19 protein-coding genes and 1 tRNA gene are annotated in these 21,025 nt (G+C 68.4%); 13 read left to right on the top strand and 7 right to left on the bottom strand.

Going from position 1 to position 21,025, the window contains the following annotated elements:
• Window positions 1-22 precede the first annotated feature (22 nt).
• From E3O39_RS15055 to E3O39_RS15040, 5 genes are all read left to right on the top strand, one after another.
• Window positions 23-724, top strand: coding sequence for a winged helix-turn-helix domain-containing protein (locus E3O39_RS15055; protein WP_134448772.1), 702 nt, complete (start codon window positions 23-25; stop codon window positions 722-724).
• Window positions 725-1,031: 307 nt separating this feature from the next.
• Window positions 1,032-1,499 carry a MarR family winged helix-turn-helix transcriptional regulator gene (locus E3O39_RS15050; RefSeq protein ID WP_241975294.1) on the top strand — a complete coding sequence of 156 codons (468 nt, stop codon included), beginning with the start codon at window positions 1,032-1,034 and terminating at the stop codon, window positions 1,497-1,499.
• A gap of 45 nt (window positions 1,500-1,544) precedes the next feature.
• Window positions 1,545-1,736, top strand: coding sequence for a DUF1918 domain-containing protein (locus E3O39_RS15045; RefSeq protein ID WP_134448813.1), 192 nt, complete (start codon window positions 1,545-1,547; stop codon window positions 1,734-1,736).
• 173 nt (window positions 1,737-1,909) lie between these two features.
• Window positions 1,910-2,080 carry a hypothetical protein gene (locus E3O39_RS19080; RefSeq protein ID WP_166787349.1) on the top strand — a complete coding sequence of 57 codons (171 nt, stop codon included), beginning with the start codon at window positions 1,910-1,912 and terminating at the stop codon, window positions 2,078-2,080.
• Between the two features lie 109 nt (window positions 2,081-2,189).
• Window positions 2,190-3,140, top strand: a complete 951-nt coding sequence (locus E3O39_RS15040) for a DNA-3-methyladenine glycosylase (RefSeq protein ID WP_134448771.1) — start codon at window positions 2,190-2,192, stop codon at window positions 3,138-3,140.
• On the opposite strand, the gene E3O39_RS15035 is transcribed toward E3O39_RS15040, so the two are convergent.
• The gene (locus tag E3O39_RS15035; RefSeq protein WP_134448770.1) at window positions 3,084-3,512 is read right to left on the bottom strand and encodes a PLD nuclease N-terminal domain-containing protein; all 429 of its coding nucleotides are present in this window, start codon (window positions 3,510-3,512) and stop codon (window positions 3,084-3,086) included. The genes E3O39_RS15040 and E3O39_RS15035 overlap by 57 nt on opposite strands.
• Window positions 3,513-3,740: 228 nt before the next feature.
• On the opposite strand from E3O39_RS15035, the gene E3O39_RS15030 reads away from it, so the two are divergent.
• The 3 genes from E3O39_RS15030 (at window position 3,741) to E3O39_RS15020 (ending at window position 8,263) form a co-directional block, all read left to right on the top strand.
• Window positions 3,741-4,139, top strand: coding sequence for an ATP-dependent DNA ligase (locus tag E3O39_RS15030; protein WP_241975293.1), 399 nt, complete (start codon window positions 3,741-3,743; stop codon window positions 4,137-4,139).
• Window positions 4,140-4,203: 64 nt separating this feature from the next.
• Window positions 4,204-6,996, top strand: a complete 2,793-nt coding sequence (locus E3O39_RS15025; RefSeq protein WP_134448769.1) for a cation-transporting P-type ATPase — start codon at window positions 4,204-4,206, stop codon at window positions 6,994-6,996.
• Window positions 6,997-7,156: 160 nt separating this feature from the next.
• Complete coding sequence (locus E3O39_RS15020) at window positions 7,157-8,263, top strand: DNA alkylation repair protein (RefSeq protein ID WP_134448768.1); 1,107 nt, start codon at window positions 7,157-7,159, stop codon at window positions 8,261-8,263.
• On the opposite strand, the gene E3O39_RS15015 is transcribed toward E3O39_RS15020, so the two are convergent.
• On the bottom strand, window positions 8,241-8,900 hold the full coding sequence (locus tag E3O39_RS15015; RefSeq protein ID WP_134448767.1) for a bifunctional 2-polyprenyl-6-hydroxyphenol methylase/3-demethylubiquinol 3-O-methyltransferase UbiG: 660 nt from the start codon (window positions 8,898-8,900) through the stop codon (window positions 8,241-8,243). The two genes, E3O39_RS15020 and E3O39_RS15015, sit on opposite strands and share 23 nt — an antisense overlap.
• 78 nt (window positions 8,901-8,978) lie before the next feature.
• Between E3O39_RS15015 and E3O39_RS15010 the strand changes: the two genes are divergently transcribed.
• Window positions 8,979-9,584 (top strand): helix-turn-helix domain-containing protein, encoded by a 606-nt coding sequence (locus E3O39_RS15010; protein ID WP_241985103.1) that lies wholly within the window; start codon window positions 8,979-8,981, stop codon window positions 9,582-9,584.
• A gap of 85 nt (window positions 9,585-9,669) precedes the next feature.
• On the opposite strand, the gene E3O39_RS15005 is transcribed toward E3O39_RS15010, so the two are convergent.
• Together E3O39_RS15005 and E3O39_RS15000 are read right to left on the bottom strand one after the other, a co-directional pair.
• Window positions 9,670-9,742, bottom strand: a tRNA-Arg gene (locus E3O39_RS15005).
• 101 nt (window positions 9,743-9,843) lie between these two features.
• Entirely contained in the window at window positions 9,844-11,229 is a 1,386-nt protein-coding gene (locus E3O39_RS15000) for an MFS transporter (protein ID WP_134448765.1), read from the bottom strand.
• An 84-nt stretch (window positions 11,230-11,313) separates the two neighbouring features.
• Between E3O39_RS15000 and E3O39_RS14995 the strand changes: the two genes are divergently transcribed.
• From E3O39_RS14995 to E3O39_RS14975, 4 genes are all read left to right on the top strand, one after another.
• A complete protein-coding gene (locus E3O39_RS14995; protein WP_134448764.1) occupies window positions 11,314-12,048 on the top strand; it encodes a flavodoxin family protein in 735 nt (244 codons plus the stop codon).
• A gap of 115 nt (window positions 12,049-12,163) precedes the next feature.
• Window positions 12,164-13,783: a carboxylesterase/lipase family protein gene (locus E3O39_RS14990; RefSeq protein WP_134448763.1), complete on the top strand. Its 1,620-nt coding sequence runs from the start codon at window positions 12,164-12,166 to the stop codon at window positions 13,781-13,783.
• Window positions 13,784-13,957: 174 nt separating this feature from the next.
• On the top strand, window positions 13,958-15,742 hold the full coding sequence (locus E3O39_RS14985) for an APC family permease (protein WP_134448762.1): 1,785 nt from the start codon (window positions 13,958-13,960) through the stop codon (window positions 15,740-15,742).
• Window positions 15,743-16,886: 1,144 nt separating this feature from the next.
• Window positions 16,887-17,312 carry an HNH endonuclease signature motif containing protein gene (locus E3O39_RS14975; protein WP_166789569.1) on the top strand — a complete coding sequence of 142 codons (426 nt, stop codon included), beginning with the start codon at window positions 16,887-16,889 and terminating at the stop codon, window positions 17,310-17,312.
• Window positions 17,313-17,410: 98 nt separating this feature from the next.
• Here E3O39_RS14975 and E3O39_RS14970 read toward each other — a convergent pair whose 3' ends face one another.
• From E3O39_RS14970 to E3O39_RS14960, 3 genes are all read right to left on the bottom strand, one after another.
• Window positions 17,411-17,944 carry a hypothetical protein gene (locus E3O39_RS14970; RefSeq protein ID WP_134446412.1) on the bottom strand — a complete coding sequence of 178 codons (534 nt, stop codon included), beginning with the start codon at window positions 17,942-17,944 and terminating at the stop codon, window positions 17,411-17,413.
• A gap of 11 nt (window positions 17,945-17,955) precedes the next feature.
• Entirely contained in the window at window positions 17,956-19,488 is a 1,533-nt protein-coding gene (locus tag E3O39_RS14965) for an alkaline phosphatase (RefSeq protein ID WP_134446411.1), read from the bottom strand.
• Window positions 19,489-19,646: 158 nt separating this feature from the next.
• Window positions 19,647-21,025 (bottom strand): response regulator (locus E3O39_RS14960; RefSeq protein WP_134446410.1); only part of this gene is annotated, 1,379 nt, incomplete at its 5' end.

Below are 21,025 nucleotides of genomic sequence, written 5' to 3'. Positions count from 1 at the left end.
ATCATTCCCAAGGACTCCTGCCATGTCGCTCGCACACATTGACACCGCCCGCTCCATCCACAACGCCCGCCCGGCACTCGCCCTGGCGCCTGCCCCCGCTGCTCCCCGCATCCGCGCCGTGCCGGAGGGCACAGAGGCCCGCGGCTTCGTCCTCTACGTCGGCATCGACGAGGCCAAGGCCGCCGCGGCCGGCACCTCGCTGCACCGCATCGTCGAGGCGCTCAAGGCCCTCACCGAGGAACTCGCCCCGAACGCGGAAACCCACGCCGCCGTGGCGCTCGCGCCGGCAGGTGCCGGCGGTCGCGACGTGGACGTCGTGCGCCTCGCCCTCCAGGACCCCGCCGCCCTGGCCCGCCACCGCACGGTGGCCGACCCGGACCGCGCCGCCGGCGGCGTCGTCGTGGACATCTCCCGCAAGCGCGTGGTGCTCGACAACGAGACCGCGGCGCTGACCTACAAGGAATTCGAACTCCTGCAGTACCTCGTGCTGCGTGAGGGCCGCACCATCGAGCGTGCCGAACTCATCGAAAAGCTCTGGGACGCCGCGGATGAGGACGACGCACCCAACGAGCGCACCATCGACGTGCACGTCCGCCGCCTGCGCGCCAAGCTCGGCCGTTACGAAGACATCGTGCGCACGGTGCGTGGCGTCGGCTACCGCTTCGACCGTCACGCGGATGTCTCCATCCGCCAGTCGACGACGCCGAGCCCCGACATCTTCTAGGCCTTCTCCCCGGCCGTGCGCGATGCGCGACGAGCGGCGGGTTCATGACGCGGACGGGCCGTTAACGTGATTGAGGGCCGGTCGTAGAGGCTTAACGACCGACCCTCTTCCCTTGCACCAAGAGTGTCCTGCAATCACATTTCGCGTCTTCCGCCACAGCAAACGGTTGACGCACAACGAATATATAACGAACCGGTAACGGAAAGCTAGCTGTGCGGCTGTATTCTTTCTGCGAATTCGCCAAGAGGCGTGCAGCGAGGGTTGGCGTAGATTCTCTAGTCTGGGAAGACACGACTGAGGAGGACCGGTGACGGATCGAGCGGCCGCAGTATCCGCCTGGGAGTCGCTCTTCCGCGCGCAGGTGGCGATCATGCGCAGCCTCGCGAGCGATTTCCCGTCCCGCGAGATCTCCTTCAACGAGTACGACGTGCTCTTCAACCTCTCGAGGGAGCCGGACCGGCGCATCCGCTTGCGTGACCTGAACCAGCACGTGCTGCTCACCCAGCCGAGCGTGAGTCGCCTGATCGATCGCCTGGCCTCGCGCGGGTATATCCGCAAACTCACCGACCCGAACGACGGGCGCGGCGCGATCGTCGAGCTGACGGATGCCGGGTACGCGTTGTTCCGCAGTGTCGCAGTCGACCACATGGGGTCGATCTCGGCCCGCTTCGGCGATGCCCTCTCCAACGAAGAGCTCGAGCAGCTCACATCCCTGTGCGACCGGCTCCGGATCGGGCCGGCGGGTTGCCCGCCGCCGGAGGACCTGCCCTGTTGAGAACCGCCGCCCCGGCGTAGCGTGAGCCGCAGGAGGTTCGTGACCATGCACGCAATCATCGGCGACAGGATCATCATTCGCGGCCGGACGGTCGAGACACCGGACAAGCACGGGGAGATCATCGAGGTCCGCGGGCCAGACGGCGAACCGCCGTACCTCGTCCGCTTCGGCGAGGGCCACCAGAGCGTCGTCTACCCGGGCACGGACTTCGTCGTCGAGCGCTCCGACACGGACTGAGACCGCTGAGAACCGTCGGCCGGCGCGCCTGCACCCATGCGGCATACGTTTCGTTTCGGTTTGGATACATACTTCGTCACATCCGTCTAGGGGGTACCACGGCCGGTTTCGAGAGCTACCGTTGAAGTACACGTTACAAACCGTGGCGGGTAAGAGGATTAGGGGACCCAACCATGCTGATCACGTGTCCGTTCTGTCATTCGCCGGCACAGCTCACGCCGAACGCCGCGCACGCGAAGCAGGTCACCCTGCCGCTCTACGTGCTCAAGTGCTCGGGCTGCGAACGCACGAGCATGCGGATCGAGCCGATTCGCAAGCAGCACCTCACGGTCGGGGCGCACTGACCCGGCACCCGGTGTTCGAAGGTTCAGGGTCCGGGGTTCGGAGCGCACCCGAAGCGCAGTGAGCCTCCGGGAACGCGCCTGTGTCGTACGCAGTCCCTAGGCTGTCAGGGTGGGCACAGCGACGGGACCTGACAACGCACCGGGGGCGGCGGACTGCTCGAGCCGGTGGAAGCCCGCCCATCCGACGGATGTCGGGCTCACTCTCTCCCGCTTGCGCCGGGGCCGGACAGACCCCACCTTCCAGGTGAGCCTGGACGGTGCCGTGTGGCGCACGACGCTCACCCGATCGGGACCCGCGACCCTGCGCCTGACCCAGTCCGGCCTGACCGAGCTTCGCTGCGAGGCGTGGGGCGAGGGCGCGAGGGAGGCCGTCGAGGACGCACCGGAACTTCTCGGGGAGCGCGACGATCCCTCGGGGTTCGAGGCGCAGCATCCGCTCGTGCGGGATGCGCACCGGCGCTGGCCCGGCCTGCGGATCCCCCGCACCGGGCGGGTCATCGAATCGCTCATTCCCGCGATCCTCGAACAGAAGGTCATCAGCCTGCAGGCGACGGCCTCGTTCCGCACCCTCGTCCGCGCGCACGGGACACCTGCTCCCGGCCCGGCACCTGCCGGAATGCGCGTGCCGCCTTCGGCACGGGCCTGGCAGCTCATTCCCTCGTGGGAGTGGCATCGGGCCGGTGTCGACCCGATGCGGTCCCGCACGGTGATGGTCTGCCTCGCCGTGACGCGGCAGCTGGAAGCGGCGAGCGACCTGTCGGCGGCCGAGGCGAGCGCGCGGCTGCGGGCGGTGCCGGGGATCGGCGAGTGGACGGCGGCGGAAGTCGCCCAGCGGGCGTTCGGCGACGCCGATGCGCTCTCGGTCGGGGACTACCACCTCGCCGGGGCGATCGGCCATACCCTGTTCGACGCGGACTTCGACGACGCGCTCATGGTCTCCGCGATGCGCATCTGGCAGCCGCATCGCTACCGGGTCGTCCGCCTGCTGGAGGCCTCGGGGAGCCTAGGCAAGCCCCGGCACGGGCCCCGGCTCGCCTTCGTCGACCACAGGCGTCACTGAGGCGGACCCGGGTTCTGCGGTCACTGCGGATGCTGGATTCGCTGCGGGCACTGGCGTCACTTCGGGCTCCGCGGGCGCCGTGGGCGTGGTCAGCGCGACCGCCTTCGCGCCTGCCGAGGGTGCTTTCCGCCTGCCGCAGACGAAGTAGGCGATCGGCCCGATGAAGTTCAGTCCGATGATGGCGGCCCACAGGAGCTTGGGTCCGTTGACGAGTGCGGCGGGCCGCTTCACAAGGTCTGCCCATGCTGTCGCGGCGAGTGCCAGCTGCACCGACCCGGCGACGAGGACCCCGGTCTGCTCCCGGGGGCTGAGGTCGCTCCAGGCCCGTTTCCGTGCCGATCGCTTCGCGATGTTCTTCCTGGCCTGTGTCATGAGATTCTCCCCGTTGGCACCCTCTGCGGCAGCCGACGAGCACAGCGTACGCCCGGTCCACCGGCCCCGCCCTCACGCGCTACCACGCCGTCTTTCCCCTGATCCGAAGGTTGCCTAGAAGCTCGCTTAATTGGTTGTAGTGACGAATTCTCACGCGTATAACTGGGCAATATGCTTCGAGGCGACATCGATGGCGCTGGGCCTCAGGCCGATCCGGAATGGCGCGCCATGGGATACCTGATGTACAAGGGGATGATCGTCGATTTCGACGATCGGATTCTCGCTCACCTGCAGATCGTGATCGTGCAGAAGCTCCGCAGGGGCGAGAGCTTCCTGCTCTCCTGGCCCGATGTCGGGAAATCCGGCGGTCACAGTTCGGCGTGGTTGAACCCGTCGATTCCGCTCTACTTCCGGTTCTCCGGCGGCCACGCCCCGAGCATCAACGAGAGATGGCTGCACTGCCTGAGCGAATCGGCGAACAGTTCTGCCGGTCTGGTCGTGACCGGGGAGGAGGACTCCCTTGTCGCCGCAGATCCGCGGCAGGCTTCCCTTCCCCGCCGACGCGGGGAGGGATACCTCGTGCACGCGGCCCCGCTGGTGCAGGAGACCACCGCCCGCGGAGACTGAGCGCGGACGCCCCGGCCGGTGGGCGCCGGCATCCGCCGCCCGGGCCGAAGCGTAGCCTTGGTCCATGAGCTTGCCGCAGCTCCACCCTGCCGATTCTGCTGACCCCGCCGCGTCGATCTATCGGGAAACGGCTGATGAGGTGCTCAGCGCATTCGGGAGCTCCCGCTCCGGCCTCACGACCGGCGCCGCGGACGAGCGGCGGATCCGCGCAGGCAGCAATGCGATCGTCACCCTCAAGAAGGAATCCACGCTGAGGCGCTACCTGCGCCAGTTCGCCGACTGGATGATCGTGTTGCTCCTCGCGAGCGCCGCCATCACGGGGTTCCTCGGCGACCTGGGCACCGCCGGCGTCCTCGTCGCACTCGTCGGATTCAACACCCTGATCGGTTTCGTGCAGGAGAACCGCGCGGAGAAGACCATGGAGGCGCTCGAAAGGCTCGTCGACCCGACCACCCAGGTCTATCGGGACGGCGCCCTGACCGAGATCGAATCCCGGGCGCTCGTGCCCGGGGACGTGGTGCGCCTGACCGAAGGCGCCTCAGTACCCGCCGACGTGAGACTGGTCGACACCACCGCCTTCTCCACCAACGACTTCGCCCTGACCGGGGAGAGCGACCCGACCCGGAAGTACGCGCGGCCGATCCCGCACGAGGTGCCGCTCGCGGACCGGCACAACCTGGCTTTCGCGGGCACGAGCGTCGCCACCGGTGAGGCGCTCGGACTCGTCACCGCGACCGGGATGCACACCGAGCTCGGCCGAATCGCCCGGCTCAGCCAGTCGGCCCCGCAGACCCGCAGCCCACTTCAGGTGGAGACGGGCAAGATCGCGAAGTACGTCAGCTATGGCGTCGCCGTGGTGTCTCTCGTCGTGCTGGTCATCGCCGTGCAGTCCGAGCTTCCGCTCCGCGAGGCGATGCTCTTCGCCGTCGGATTCGCCTGCGCCCTCATCCCGCAGGGGCTGCCCGCCGAAGTCAACACTGCGCTCGCCGCCGCGGCCGGTACCCTCGCCCGGCAGAACGCCCTGGTCAAGAAGCTCAGCTCCGTCGAGACGCTCGGGGCGACGCACGTGATCTGCACCGACAAGACCGGCACGCTCACCAAGAACGAGATGACGGTCAGCGAACTCGTCGTCGGCGGCGCCGACTACCGGGTCACCGGGATCGGCTACGCGCCCGTCGGCGTCTTCGAGCCGGAATCCCGGAGCGACACGGCAACGGCCCGGCTGCGCGCGTTCCTCACCGTCGGGGTGTTCGCGAACAACGCCCGCCTGGTCGCCCCTGCCGGGGACGACGACTGGCGCATCCTCGGCGACCCGACGGAAGGCGCGCTCCTCGTCGTGGCCGGCAAGGCCGGAGTCGACCTCGAGGCCCTGCGCGCCCGCTGCCCCGAGATCGACGAACTGCCGTTCGATTCCACCCGGAAACTGATGACCAGCATCCGCCGGGACCCGGACGGAGTGCTCACCGCATACTCGAAGGGCGCCCCGGAAAGCCTGCTCGCCCGGGCCACCCTGATCGACGACGGCACCGCCGTGCGTTCGCTCACGGACGCCGACCGGGCGGCCCTGCTCGCCCGGCACACCGAGAAGGCGGGCCGCGCACTCCGCAACCTCGTCTTCGCGACGCGGGTGCTCACCGAAGCGGATGCCGCCAGCAGGGACATCCATGTCATCGAACGCGACCTGACCATCCTGGGACTCGTCTCGATGCAGGACCCGATCCGCGCTGCCGTCCCCGCCGCCATGACGACCGTGCTCGCAGCCGGGGTGAAGGTCAACATCGTGACAGGCGACTTCTCCCTCACGGCCGAGGCCATCGCACACCAGGCCGGGCTCTCTGGCGACGACGGGCTGAGCATCGTCACCGGCGCGGAGCTTGCGGCGATGTCCGACGCCGAGGTTCTCCGTCACGCACTCGGCGGCGGCACGGTGTTCAGCAGGGTCGCGCCGGAGGACAAGGTGCGTATCGTCGACCTCGTCAAGGCCTCCGGGCACATCGTCGCCGTCACCGGCGACGGCATCAACGATGCGCCAGCATTGCGGCATGCGAACATCGGGGTCGCGATGGGCGCCTCCGGGACGGATGTGGCCAAGCAGGCCGCCGAGATCGTGCTGCTCGACGACAGCTTCGCAACCCTCGTGAACGCGATCGCCGAGGGACGGACGATCTACCGCAACATCACCAAGGGCGTTCTCAGCTGCCTGACCTCGAACATCGCCGAGTTCGTGGTCAACACCGCGAGCCTGGCCCTGGCCTCCCTGTTCGGCGTACCCCTCGCCCTGAACGTGTTGCAGATCCTCGCGATCGACCTGCTCGGGGAGATCTTCCCGATCGCGGCGCTCGGCAAGGACCCCGCCGAAGGCGAGACGATGAAGGACCCGCCCCGGGATTCCCGCGCCCGGATCCTGAACGGACGGTCGATCGTCGACGTGCTCTGGTGCGGTGCCCTGATGGGCATCTTCGCCATCACGAACTACCTGCTGTTCTACGACCGGAACGGCATCGACCCGTTCAGCCAGACCGTGCCCGCTCTGCCGCTCGCCCAGGCGATGTCGATCACCTACGTCACGATCATGGTCTGCCAGCTCGTCAGCATCATCCAGCGCCGCAGCGTGCACGGGTTCTTCACGAGGTACCAGTTCAGCAACCCCTCGTTCTGGTATGCAGTCGCCCTCGCTATCACGATCATGCTCGTCATCGTCTACGTGCCGGTGGTCGCGGGCTTCTTCGGCACGAGCGGGCTCGGCGTCCTGGACTGGGCGTTCGTGCTCGGTGCCGCGATCGTGTTCCTCGGGATCCGGGAGGGGGCTGCTGCCCTTCGGCGCCGCGGTGCGAGCGCGGACGCCGGCCGCGCCTGAGACATCCGCTTCTCACCGCGACCGGCACCGCGCCCGCGCCGGTTTCGGCACACCGCGCCCGCCGTTTCGGGCGCGGACGGAAGAAACCGGCGGGGTGTTCGGCGCGACCGCAATCTGGCACGCTGGAGGGGTACACCGCTACACCAGCACCAGGAGCCCCATGCCCTTCGCCGACCAACTCATCGGAGTGCCGACCGCGGTCGCCCTCACCGCGGCGATCCAGGCCGTCACACCGCACGCGCCGCTCACCGCGCTGCGCGCAGCCACGGAAGCGCTCGACCCGCTCTCACTGCGGGAGCGGAGCGACCTGTTGCGTGACGCCCTGCTGGCAGACCTGCCGGGCGGCTACGACTCATTCGCCGCGACCATCCGCGCAGCCGCGTCGGGAACCGCGCCGTTCACCGGCTGGCTGATCTGGCCGGTGTCGACCGCGATCGCGGTCAAGGGCATCGAGGCGGGCACGGATGCCGCCTTCGACGACGCCCTGGGCATGCTCGCCGAGCTCACCGGCCGGCTCAGTTCCGAGTTCGCGATCCGGCTACTCCTCGACCACGACCTCGAGCGGGCGCTCCCGGTCGTGCTGGGCTGGACCGCCTCGACCGACGTCGACGTGCGCAGGCTCGCGACCGAGGGCACCCGGCCGTTCCTGCCCTGGGCTCGGCGGGTCCCGGGGATCCTCGCCGAGCCGACCGCGACCCTGCCGATCCTGCACGCGCTCTACCGCGACGATGACGAGGCCGTGCGCCGGTCGGTCGCCAACCATCTCAACGACCTGAGCAGGCAGCAGCCGGAGCTCGCGGTCGCCACGACGGCCGAGTGGCTCGCCGAGCCGGACGGGCACACCGCCCGGCTCGTGCGGCACGCGCTGCGCACCCTCGTGAAGCGAGGCAATCCTGCCGCCCTCGCCCAGCTCGGCTTCCATGCGGCCGATGTGACGGTGGCCGGCCCGGTGCTGGCCGAGACGAAGGTGGCGTTCGGCGGAACGGTCGACTTCACCGCAAGCATCCGCAACAACGCCCGTGTGGCCACCCGGCTGGCCGTCGACTATGTCCTGCACCACCAGAAGGCGAACGGCACCCTCACCGGCAAGACGTTCAAGCTCACGACCCTGACCCTGGAGCCAGGCGAGGTCGTGCTGCTGACCAAGGGGCACTCGCTCCGCGCGATCACCACCCGTCGCTACTACCCCGGAGAGCACGCCGTCGAGTTGCAGGTGAACGGTGTGACCCACGGCCGGACGCCGTTCATCCTGCTGCCGGAGGCCTGACCGGCCGGGTCGCCCTGACCACCACGTCGCGCACGGGGGTCGCGCCGTCGCGGGCGGCGGGCGCCTCCCGCTCACGCGATTCGGCGACCTCGACCTCGAGTTCCGCGCCGTCGATCGCGGCGAGCACGTCGTCGACCCCGAACATCAGCTCGCGGAAGTGCGCCCGGTGCTCGCCTGCATCAGCGTCGGAGACGTCGTGACCGACGATGAGCAGCGTGCCGCCCGGCGCGACGGCCGCCGCGAGGGCCCGGAAGAGCACGCTTCGGGCGCTCTCGGGCAGGTGCATGAACTGCGAAGTGACGAGGTCGAATGAGCGGGGCTCTGGCGACCAGGACGTCAGGTCGTGCTGCTCCCAGCGGATGCGCGCCGCGGCGGGTCCGTCGACGGACTCCGCCCGGGCACGTGCCTTGTCGAGCGCGTTCGTGGAGATGTCGACACCGGTGACGTGCCACCCGCTCATCGCCAGCCAGAGTGCGTCGCCGCCTTCCCCGCTGCCGATGTCGAGGGCGCGGCCCGGCGCGAGCGGTGTCACTTCGGCGACGAGCACGGGGTTCGGGTCGCCGCTCCACGCCAGCCCTGGGGCGGCGTAACGCTCCTCCCAGTAGTCGCGGCCGAACGGGTGTTCCTCGTGTGTCATGGCAGACCTCCTGCTTCGATGCTCGGACAGGATCGACGGAATCGCCAAGCCCGTTTGCCGAAGTGGCAAGATCGACCCATGGACGACACTTCCGCCACGACGGAGACGATGCTCGCCGCCGTCGGCCCGCTCCTTCGGGCGCGGCGCAGCGAGCACGGTATGACACTCGCCGAACTGTCGCGCGCCACGGGCATCTCGGTCAGCACGCTGTCCCGGCTCGAATCCGGGCAACGGCGTCCCGCACTCGAGCTGCTGCTGCCACTGGCGCGGGCCTATGGCGTTCCGCTGGACGAACTGGTCGGGGCGCCGGAGACGGGTGACCCGCGCATCCACCTCCGGCCGACGCGGCACCGCGACCAGACGATCGTGCCGCTGTCCCGCGGCGCGAGCGGCGGGCCGCAGGCGTTCAAACACCTGATCCCCGCAACGGTAGCGGAGCGTGAGCCGGATCCGAGGGTGCACGAGGGATACGAGTGGATCTACGTGCTCCGGGGCCGCCTCCGGCTCGTGCTCGGCACGCACGACCTGGTGCTCCCGGCCGGGGAGGCCGCCGAGTTCGACACCCGCACGCCGCACTGGTTCGGCCGGGTCGGTCCGGGCGACGTCGAGTTCCTCACCCTCTTCGGCCGCCAGGGCGAGCGGATGCACGTGCGCGCAGCTCCACCCGGGCGCCTGGGCGAGTGAGACGCGGCTGGGGGGCTCGGCCGCGGATCCCGCGGACAGCCACAAAAAAGCCCCGCATCTCAGTGAGTGCGGGGCTTTTGTCCTGTGCGCCCGAAGGGATTCGAACCCCCAACCTTCTGATCCGTAGTCAGATGCTCTATCCGTTGAGCTACGAGCGCATGTGTCAGGCGAAATCCTTCGCGAAGACAACTTAGAAACTATAACAGATTTCCCGGCCCCTCCCGTTCGAGGGCAGGTGGGAGAGGCGCGGATGCCGCGCTCAGGCGGGTTCCCCTGCCGCTGGCGCTGCGGAATCCGCCCCGCTCTTCGGGGTGCGGATGCCGAGCCACGACACGAGTGCGCCGGCGAACATGAGCGTGGCGGTGACCAGCAGGACCCGCTGGAACCCGGCGACGCCGAGCTGTTCGCCGGCGATCGTGCCGGCGAAGGCGATCATGATGAGTCCGGCGACCCGGGAGACGGCGTTGTTGATCGCCGAGCCGATTCCGGCCTGCTCAGGATGGATGGAGCCGAGCACGGCGCCCGTCAGGGGTGCCACCGTGATCGAGAGCCCGAGGCCCACGACGGCGATGCCGGGGATCACGGTGCGCCAGACATCCACCGGGGGAACGGCCAGGGTCAGGATCAGGAAGCCGATGCCCGCCACGATCGGGCCCAGGGTCATGAAGAGTCGCGGGCCGAACCGGCCGGCGAGCCCGCCGAACAATGTCGAGAAGAACAGCATCATCAGGGTCGCCGGGATGCCCGCGAGCCCCGCGCTCGTCGCCGAGAGGCCGCCGACCTGTTGCAGGTAGACGGCGAAGATGAAGAAGCCGAGGCTCAGCGCGCCGTAGATGCCGACGGTCGCGAGGTTGCCTGCCCAGAAATTGCGCACCCGGAAGAGGCCGAGGGGCATCATCGGGTGCGGAGCGCGCGCCTCCCACCAGAGAAACGCGGCGAGGGAGAGCAGCCCGATGACGAGCGGCAGGTACACGATGGGGCTGCCCCAGCCGAGCCGACCCTGCTCGATGAGCGCGAAAACGGGACCGCCGAGGCCGACGACGGCGAGGCAGGCCCCGGCGACGTCGATCCGGGCGGCCGGTGCGGTGCGCGCCGGTTCCCGGACTCCGGCGAGCACGATGAGGGTCGCCACGATCGGGAGCACGTTGATCGCGAACACGAGCCGCCAGCTGCTCGTGTCGACCAGGACGCCGCCGAGGATGGGCCCGGCGATGCCCGCGATGCCGGTCCAGCCTGTCCAGACGCCGATCGCCCGGCCCTGGGCAGGACCGGTGAACGTCGAGGTGATGAGCGCGAGGGAGCTCGGGACGAGAAGGGCGGCAGCAGCGCCCTGCAGGATCCGCGCGACGACGAGGGCGGCGCCCCACGGTGCGACGGCGCACGCGAGAGAAGTGATCCCGAACCAGATCAGGCCGACCCGCAGAACGCGCACCCGGCCGAAGGTATCCGAGAGCGAGCCGGCCACGAGGATGAGGGCGCCGAGGGAGAGCAGGTAGCCGTCGACGACCCACTGCTGCAGGGTGAGGCCGCCGCCGAGCTCGCGGGAGATCGCGGGGAGTGCGACGTTGACGATCGAACCGTCGAGGAACGCGACGAAGGAGGAGAGGACGGCGACGATCAGGATGCGGCGTTCGCGAGGAGTCACCCGGCAATCTAACCCCGGATCCCGGACGAAGTGAACCCGCGCCCCGGGGTAGCCGGTGCGCGGAGCGGGTGCAACACTGGCGCCATGACCCCGAGCCGTAATACCCAGGCCTCCTACGACTATTCCGGGCTGCGTGCCCTGTTCATCAATTGCACGCTCAAGCGGAGCCCCGAAGCCAGCAATACCCAGGCGATCATCGCCCTGAGCATGAACCTGATGCACGAGCAGGGCGTCTACGCCGAAACGATCCGGGCGATCGACCACGACATCGCGACCGGCGTCTATCCCGACATGACGGAGCACGGCTGGAAGACGGATGCCTGGCCGGCGCTCTTCGACAAGGTGCAGACGGCGGACATCCTCGTGATCGGCGGCCCGATCTGGCTCGGCGACAACAGTTCGGTGACGAAACGCGTGATCGAGCGGCTCTACGCGATGAGTGGAGAGTTCAACGACAAGGGCCAGTACGTCTATTACGGCAAGGTCGGCGGCGCCATCATCACCGGCAACGAGGATGGCGTGAAGCACTGCTCGTCGAACATCCTCTACAGCCTGCAGCACATCGGCTACACGATCCCGCCGGCCGCGGACGCCGGTTGGATCGGCGAGATCGGGCCGGGTCCGAGCTACCTGGACGCCGGGTCCGGCGGCCCCCTGAACGACTTCACCAACCGCAACACGACCTTCATGACCTGGAACCTGATGCACCTCGCGGCGATCCTGAAGGCCAACGGCGGCTTCCCCGCCTACGGGAACCTCCGCAAGGACTGGGACTCCGGCGAGCGCTTCGGCTTCGAGCCCAACCCCGAGTACCGCTGAACCGAACCCGGTACCCACCAGAACCCACCAGAACCCCGACCCAGACCCAGACCCAGACCCACCACCCACACGAAGGACCAAGACAACTCCAGAAGATTCCCACGAGGAGGAGCGCATGTCCACAGCAGTGACCCTCGACGATGAACCGCATCCAGGCCCCGGCCCCGGTTTGGGAGCCCCCCTTCGCTCCGTCTCGCTCCCCCGGGGCCGGCTCGACGTCCGCGTCAGCGGCGGGATCGTGCGCGGAGTGCACGAGGACGGGATACTGGCCTGGCGCGGCATCCCGTATGCGGCGCCACCGGTCGGCGACGGGCGTTTCCGGGCGCCGCGTCCTGTGGAATCGTGGGCAGGCATCCGTGACGCCTCGAGGTTCGGGAAGATCGCCTCACAACCGCACCGCGGGCAGTTTCGGGCGCACGGGCCGCGCAGCGCCTCAGGGGAAGATTGCCTGACGATCAATGTCATGCGCCCGGCCGCGGGGCACCCGCGCCGGCTCGGCCTGCCGGTGATGGTGTTCATCCACGGCGGAGGGTACAGCGTGGGGTCCTCCCAGGACTTCACCGGCCGCGGCGAGCGCTTCGTGCGCAGCGGCCGCGTCGTCTACGTGAGCTTCAACTACCGCCTGGGGGCGCTCGGCTACATCGACTTCACCCGATACTCGACGCCGGACCACCCCATTGAGAGCAACCTCGGGTTGCGCGACCAGGTCGCCGCCCTGCGCTGGGTGCGGGACAACATCCGCGCCTTCGGCGGGAACCCGAACAACGTCACCGTGTTCGGGGAATCGGCGGGAGGGAACGCCGTCATCACACTGATGGCGACACCGGCGGCCGAGGGGCTCTTCGCGCGCGCGATCGCCCAGAGCTCGCCGTCCAACGCCGCGTTCTCGCGGGAACTCACGGATGCCTGGGCCGCGGAGGTCGTCGAGGAGTTGCGGACGCTCACGGAAGCCGACGCCGGAGCGGTCGGCCTGGCCCCGGACGAGCTGCTCGCCATGGCACCCGCCGACGTGATCTCCCAGGCTGTCATCGCGGTGCAGACCCGGACCCCGGACTCGAACCCGGGCACCTTCTGCCTCGTGCCCGTCGTCGACGGCGACTTCCTGCCGGAACGCCCGGTCGATGCCTTCCGCGCCGGCCGCGAACACCGGGTCCCGCTCATCATCGGCTCCAACGAGCGGGAAGGCACCCTCTTCCGCGGCAGGGTCGACATCCTGCCGCATTCGGCTCCCCGGATCAGCGCCATCTTCGACCAGGCACCGGAGAGCTCACACGAGGCGATGCGCGCGGTGTACGCGGGGTTGTCACCGCTGCGCGGCTCGGTCGATTTCGGCAGCGACTTCGTGTTCTGGTACCCGAGCCTGCAGCTCGGGGAGCTGCACTCCAGGGTCGCGCCGGTGTACGTCTACCGCTTCGACCTCGCGCCGCGCCTGATGCACATGCTCGGATTCGGCGCGACCCACGGAATCGAGCTTTTCGCCCTGTTCGACCAGACCGACCTGCCGGTCGCCCGGATCATGAGCGTGCTCGGCGGTCGCGAGCTCTTCATCAACGCGGGCGAGCGGATGCGCCGGAACTGGCTGCACTTCGCGCTCACCGGCCGTCCCGACGCCGACTGGCCCCGCTTCACCGAGGAGGACCGCCTGACCCTGATCATCGATGCGGAGGACCGCGTCGAGTCGGATCCCCGCGGGGACCGTCGGGCGGTGTGGCAGGAATTCCTGCCCGACTGGTGATCGCGGGTCCCTCCCTCGGCCCAGAAACATGCGAAACCGGAACATTGGGCAGGTGCGGGCCGCGGGAAACAGGGGTAGAACGGTGTCAATCACGATCGCTCACCGCTGAGGGACCGCGTTCGTCCTGTTCCGCCCTGTTGCCGACCCCGGTCGGCCCTCACGTGGGGAGTACCGATGACCGATAGCGCTTCGTCCCAAGCCGGCGAGAAACGTTCCGACCAGGTCGACAGCAAGGGGCTGAAAGGCGGGGCGCTCGGCCTGCTGTCGAGCGTCGTCGTCGGAATGGCGTCAACGGCCCCCGCGTACAGCCTCGCCGCGAGCCTCGGCTTCATCGTCGCGAGCGGCGGAGCCCTTCTCGCCGGCGTCAAGGCGCCGGGTATCGTGCTGCTCGCCTTCATCCCGATGTACCTCATCGCGGTCGCATACCAGGAACTCAACAAGGCGGAGCCGGACTGCGGAACGACCTTCACCTGGGCCACCCGTGCGTTCGGCCCGATCACCGGCTGGCTCGGTGGCTGGGGCATCATCGCCGCAGACGTCATCGTGATGGCCAACCTCGCACAGGTGGCCGGTTCCTACTCATTCACCTTCATGGGCGACCTCGGACTGACGGGTGTCGCCGACCTCGCGAACGACCAGTTCTGGTCGACGGTCGCCGGTGTGCTCTGGATCGTGATCATGACCTGGATCTGCTACCGCGGTATCGAACTCTCCGCCCGCATCCAGTACGTGCTCCTGGGCATCGAGGTTGTCGTGCTGATCATGTTCGCCGTCTTCGCGCTCATCCGCGTGTACACGGGGAGCGCGGAAAGCTACTCGCTGACCCCGACGCTCGACTGGTTCAACCCGTTCACGCTCGACTTCGGCAGCGTGATCGCCCCGGCCGTGCTGACCGCCGTGTTCATCTACTGGGGCTGGGACACAGCCGTCTCCGTCAACGAGGAGACGGCCGACCCGAGCAAGACCCCTGGCCGGGCCGCCATCATCAGTACCCTGCTCCTGCTCGGCACCTATGCCCTCGTGACCGTCGCGGCGGTCGCCTTCGCGGGCGTCGGCACCGACGGTGTGGGACTCGGCAACGACGCGAACTCGGCGGACGTCTTCGCCGCGATCGGGCCGGCGCTGTTCGGTGACAGCACCCTCGGCAACCTCGCGATGCTCCTCCTCTCGGCCTCGATCCTCACCTCGGCCTCCGCGTCGACGCAGACCACGATCCTGCCCACCGCCCGCACGGCCCTGTCGATGGGTGTCTATCGCGCCCTGCCCGCACGCTTCGCAAAGATCCACCCGCGGTACCTCACCCCGACCTGGGCCACCCTCGCCATGGGCGGCATTTCGATCGGGTTCTACCTGCTCTTCACCCTGATCAGTGTCCAGCTGCTCGGGGCGCTGATCGGTTCCGTCGGCCTGATGATCGCCTTCTACTACGGGCTCACCGGTTTCGCGTGCGTCTGGTATTACCGCAGGTCGATGTGGTCGTCGTTCCGGAACGTGATCATGCGGGGCCTCTTCCCACTGCTCGGCGGCCTGATGCTGACCGCGGCCTTCGTCTACGGGCTGCAGCAGTACGCCACGGTCGACTGGCTCACCGACGATAACGGGGACAACGTCACGATCTTCGGCATCGGCGCCGTCGCCGTCGTCGGGATCGGCGCACTGGTGCTCGGTGTGGTCGTGATGCTGGTCTGGTGGGCGGTCAACCCGAATTTCTTCCGCGGCCGCACCCTGCCGCGCCAGTCCGACGACCTCGTGCTCGCCACAACCGAAGCGGAGTCGATTCCTCGATTCGGACTGCCGGACTCCAAGCTGATGCCGACGATGATCGCGCCGGACCTGTCGAACCTTCCGCCCGGCCAGACCGCCGTCAACGCCGAGACCGGCGAGGAAGTCAGCACGCCCGGCGACCTCCCCCCTGCCGACGCGAAACGGCATCCGCGCGCCGAGGCCGACGACGAGTAGCCGGCGGGTGATCGAGCGACCCTGTCCTCACCAGATACCTGATCAGAGTTAGTTTCCACAGACCTGAGCCATGCTCAGAGAGTGTCGGTGGTTGGTCGTAGCGTGGGGGCATGATCAACCTTCCCGAGTCACCCGCTTCACCCGATCAGCCGCATGGCGAACGGGTGCAGGGCGGTGTTCTCGGCGGGTTGCGGTCGATGGCGGATGTCGTCACCGGGCTGGGTGGTTCGTCCGCCGCTGTCGACACTCTCAGCGACGAGGCGGTGCTCGAGGGGCACGTGTTGATCGCGGGAGCCCGGCGGGCCTTGGACACCCAGGCGGCGTGGTTCGCGGCGACCCTGGCCCGGCGGTCCCGTCCGGAACTCGGCGGGAAGGGCCTCGCGGCCCGGCAAGGCTTCCGGACTCCGGAAGACCTGCTGCAGAGCATCTCCGGATCGAGCAGAGGGGACGCTGCCAAGCTCTTCGCGGTCGGCCGGTTGCTCTCTGAGACCGACGCCGCCGAGAAAGCCGCCCGCGAAGCCGCCGACGCGAAGAAGCTGCTCGACGAGACTCCGCCCCTCGATGGGGCCGCTCTGGACCTGCCGCCGGTCGACCCGCCAGTACCTGCGGCCGCAGTGCCGCCGTGGCACGCGCCGATCGGCCGGGCCCTGCGCGAGGGCTGGCTGAGCGTCGAGAAGGCGGACTCGCTCCGGAAGGGCCTGGGCGACCTGGACCGGGCGATCACCCCGGAGAAACTCGCCACGGCCCTGGCCCGGCTCCTCACCGAAGCGCGCACGGTGAACGCGGACCAGCTGTTCAAGCGCGCCCGGCGGGTGCGGGACGTGCTCGATGAAGCCGGCATCGCCGCCCGCGAGAAAGCCGTCTACGACGACCGGTCCCTGCGGTTCTGGCGACTCCACACGGGGCAGGTGCGTATGGTCGGCCTGTTCGCCCCGGAAGACGGCGAGTACCTGATGAGTACCTACGACGCCATCACCAGTCCCCGCCGGGGCGGGGTGCGCTTCGTGGACAAGGAGCAGGCCGCGTGGGCGAAGCGGGTGCAGGACGACCCGCGCACCACCGAANGTCACCCACAGCCGACGCTGCGGCGAACCCCGAAACCGCGGCACCCGCGCTCCAACCCGGCGTCATCGAGGGGACTGCGGTGACGGTCGCGGCCGAGACCTTGGAACGGAACCGGTGCGACAGCGGACTCCTCGACGTCACCTTCGACGACCACGGCCACGGCGTCGACCTCGGCCGCGAACAACGCACCTTCAGCCCCTCCCAAAGGGTGGCCCTCTCCCTCCGCGACGGCGGCTGCCGGTGGCCCGGCTGCGACCGGCCACCCTCCTGGACCGAAACCCACCACATCCACCACTGGAAAGACGACACCGGACAGACCAACCTCGACCACGGCATCCTGCTCTGCCGGGCCGACCACCTCAGGCTCCACAACGAACACTGGCACATCACCCGCGACGACACCGGCCAGTACTGGCTCACCCCACCACCCGGACTCGACCCCGACCAGAAACCCGTACTGCTCACCAGCAAAAACACGATCCTCCGCGACGATGGCCGGGTCTGATCCCAATGGGGCTCGCGTGAGGTCGCGATGCTCGCACCAGGAATGGTGCAGCGCGGGTGCTTCATGACGGGGAACGGGCCGGCCCGCGACTCATCGGGTCATTCGTTGACGAGGACCGGGACCCCGATCGACACGGCCACGGCCCGGCCGGACACATCCCCGGGTACCGCGATTGTGAACTCCTGACGTTCTATCGGCGGCTCGGTGTGGATGGTGTCCTCGCTCAGGTGGTGGACGAAACGACCACTGCCGACCAGGACACCATCGGCGTCATAGAACCCGGCCAGCACCTCGAGGTCGAGCACGTCGCTCACGTCGCTCGTCACACGTACGGCACCCGATACCGCACCCCCGTCGAAGGTGAGGTCCTCGAGCACGAACCGGTCGTCGAAGGGACCGGCCGCCGCAACGATCGTCCCCGGGCTCGGGTGCACCAGATTCAAGCTCTCAAGCTCAGGATTCCCGGTCGACGGTGTCAGTCCTGCAAAGGTCGCCTGAGGAGTGAACTGCGTCGCGGCGGCCGTTTGCGCGTCACTGTGGGCGCCGGTCGCCGCCGCATACACGGCAACGCCGACGACCGCACAGATGGCGACGACACTCAGCGCCGCGGCAATTCCGGATCTGGTCTTCATGCGAGGTCCGACTACACCACTCGGAGCGCGCGCCCGACTATCCCGAAGAGCGCCGTGTTATCGATCGTGCCCTGGAGCTGATCCGACCCAGGCCCCGTGGCGAACACCGGGACATCCGCCCCGGTGTGATTGCCGGAGAGATAGGTCAACCAGAGTCCGGCGTCCGGGGAGCCGTCGACGACACCCGCCGCATCCGTCGGGGTCCGGAAGGTCGCCGGCCCGAAGTTCTTCGGGTCTGCGGCGCCGGCACCGTTCACGATGCCCGTTGAGCGGGCGGCATCCTTGGAATTGGAGGGCCGGGTCGGGGTGGAGTTGTTCGCGGAGTTCCCGCTGTCGACGTTGGCCGGCGGAGTCCCGGCCTCGGCGTTCGTGAAGGTGCCCTTCTCGATGATGTTGAATCCGGCGCACTCGTGGTCCGCGGTCACGATGACGAGGGTGTTTCCGTCTCGCTTGGCAAAGTCCTTGACGATGGCGACCGCGTCATCAAATGCCTTCATTTCGCCGAGGGTCTGCGCGGCGTCGTTGGCGTGTGAGCGCTTGTCGATCAGGGCGCCTTCAATCTGAAGGTAGAACCCCTGGCCTCCCTTTCCGCTCCGGTCGTTCTTGTCCGCATTGTTCTTGCCCTTCTGCAGCAAGTCAATCGCCTTGCTCGTCATCTCCGACAGGGTCGGTTCCTGCGCCTGGACCGAAGACGGGTTGTCCTGCTTGGTCTTCTCAACGGTCAGGTTGCCCTTGTTGAAGAGTCCGAAGACCTTGGCACCGGAGGCGGCGGCCAGGTCGGCTTTCGTGGCGATCGACTGGCCGGTGATGGAGCCGAGGACCGAGTAGCCCTGCCCCTTGAGCGCCGTCTCGTCAGCGGCATCGAAACGGCTGAGCCCGCCACCCAGGATGACGTCGGCCGTGCCGTTGCGGGCGATCTGGTCGGCGATGGGGGTGACCCGTACGTCGCTCGTCGGGAGGGCTGCCCCCGTGATGGACAGGTCCTGGCAGGCCGCATCGGAGTACACCGGACCCTGGCATCCCCTGGCGAGGGCGTGGCTCATCTGGCCGGCGGGAGTGGCATCCGTGATCTCAGCGGTCGAGACGTTTCCGGTGCGGTAGCCGGCCTTCTTGGCCAGTTCCATCATCGTGGGAACGACCGTACCCTTGGCATCGACGCCGAGGGCCGCGTTGTAAGTCTTGACACCGGACGACCATGCCGTCGCCGCAGAGGCCGAATCGGTCACCGGATTGGGCTTGAAGTCGGTGGCACCCGGCTGGCCGGAGAGCTTCTCGACGGCGTACGTACTGACAAAGCCCTGGGCAGGCAGCGTTTCCATGGCGAGCTTGCCTGCGGCGCCGTAGTAGCGTTCGCGGGCGGCGGTGACGTGGGTGCGACCCATGCCATCGCCCAGGAGGTAGATGACGTTGGTGGCGCGGGCCCTGTCGTTTCCGTCATCGGCTGAGGCCGCTAGAGCGGCACCGCCGAATCCAGTGAGGATGACGCTCGCGACCAGTGCGGTCACAAGGGTGGTCGAGGTGAAAACGGAGGTCTGTCTCTTCATGAGGATTCTCCCAAAACTGTGCGATGGAGCACTCGGAGCGGCAGCTCATGTTGCCACTGCTCACACGGTATGGCGTGCCGGTAACAGTGACGGGTACCCCCGGTGAACAGACTCTGACCGTTGCCCGGTCGACGGTTGATGCTGCCCGGCGAGCAGGGTCACCTCGCGTCGAGCGTGGCCGCGAGGTGGGGAGTGAGCACCGCCGTCACCTCGGCGATGACTGCCTCCAGCCTGGCCAGGTGATCCTCCGTGACCGGTCCACCATGGTTGGCGGATGCTTCGATCTCCCCGCATACGGCGGCGAGCCCGCTTGCCCCGATCGTGGCGCTGCTCCCGCGCAACCGGTGGGCGATGAACGCGGCCTGCACCAGGTTGCCGCGGTCGAGCTCCGCCCGAAGGGCCGCCAGGTGGCCGCCGCTTTCGTCGAGGACGTGTTGCAGCAGAACTGCCTTGGTCTCGGCGCCCATCTCGTCGAGGTAGCCGAACAACTCGGGATCGAGCACCGGTGCTTTCTCGGCCACCGGCGTCGTGGAGAGGCCTGCCGCGAGGTCCGGCTCCGGACTCGGCACCGGAGTCGGCACTGGCACTGGCACTGGCACTGGCACCGGCACTGGCACCCTACTGGTGAGGGCAAGGGCCTCCGCGAGTTCCTCGACCCGGATCGGTTTGCTGAGGTACTGGTCCATGCCCGCGTCGGCACAGGCCCGGCGCGCTTCCGCCGTGACACTCGCCGTCAGCGCGATGATCATGGGCTGGCGGATACTGTCGCCCAGTACCCGGATCAACCGCGTGGCCTCGAGCCCGTCCACGATCGGCATGTGCACGTCCATCAGGACGACGTCGAAGTCGCCGAGTTGGACCGCCTGAACGGCTTCCAGACCGTTACTGACGGTGTCGACGCGGTGACCGCCCTTGGCGAGCATCAATTGCGCGACCTTCTGGTTGACGAGGTTGTCCTCCGCGAGGAGGATTCGCAATCCGGAAGCTGCGTCAGCACGCGCGGGCACCTCGGAGCCCGCGGCGACCTGGCCGGAAAGCACTTCGATGACGACGCGTTGCAGTTGGGCGCTGCGCACCGGCTTCGTCAGGACCGCCGCGAAAGGCGCCTTGCGCGCTTTGCTCAGTGTCGCGCTCATGCTCGTGAGCAGGATCATCGGGGTGTCCTGCCATCCCGGCAGGTCCTGCAGCACCCGGGCGACTGCAGCGCCGTCCATCCCCGGCAGTTGCATGTCGAGGATCGCGATATCGGGAACAGGGCTGTTCCTGGCGTCCGCGATCATCTCATCGGACGTCGCGGTCACGGTACATTTCATCCCCCACCGGGAGAGCTGACCGGACAGGATCCGACGGTTGGCCTCGTTGTCGTCCACCATCAGCGCGCGGAGTCCCGCAAGTGAGATCGTTTCGGTCACGCGGCGCTCCGGCGACGGGCTTTCCCGCCAGGCGATGGTGAATGCGAAGGTGGAGCCGACCCCGACGGTACTCGTCACCTCGATCCGGCCCCCCATGATCTCGACCAGGGCCTGACTGATCGCCA

The sequence above is a fragment of the Cryobacterium sp. MDB2-A-1 genome (assembly GCF_004402675.1).
Taxonomy (GTDB): Bacteria; Actinomycetota; Actinomycetes; order Actinomycetales; family Microbacteriaceae; genus Cryobacterium; species Cryobacterium glucosi.
The sequence above is the reverse complement of the archived record's forward strand: the minus strand, read 5'-3'. Positions and strand labels throughout refer to the sequence as shown.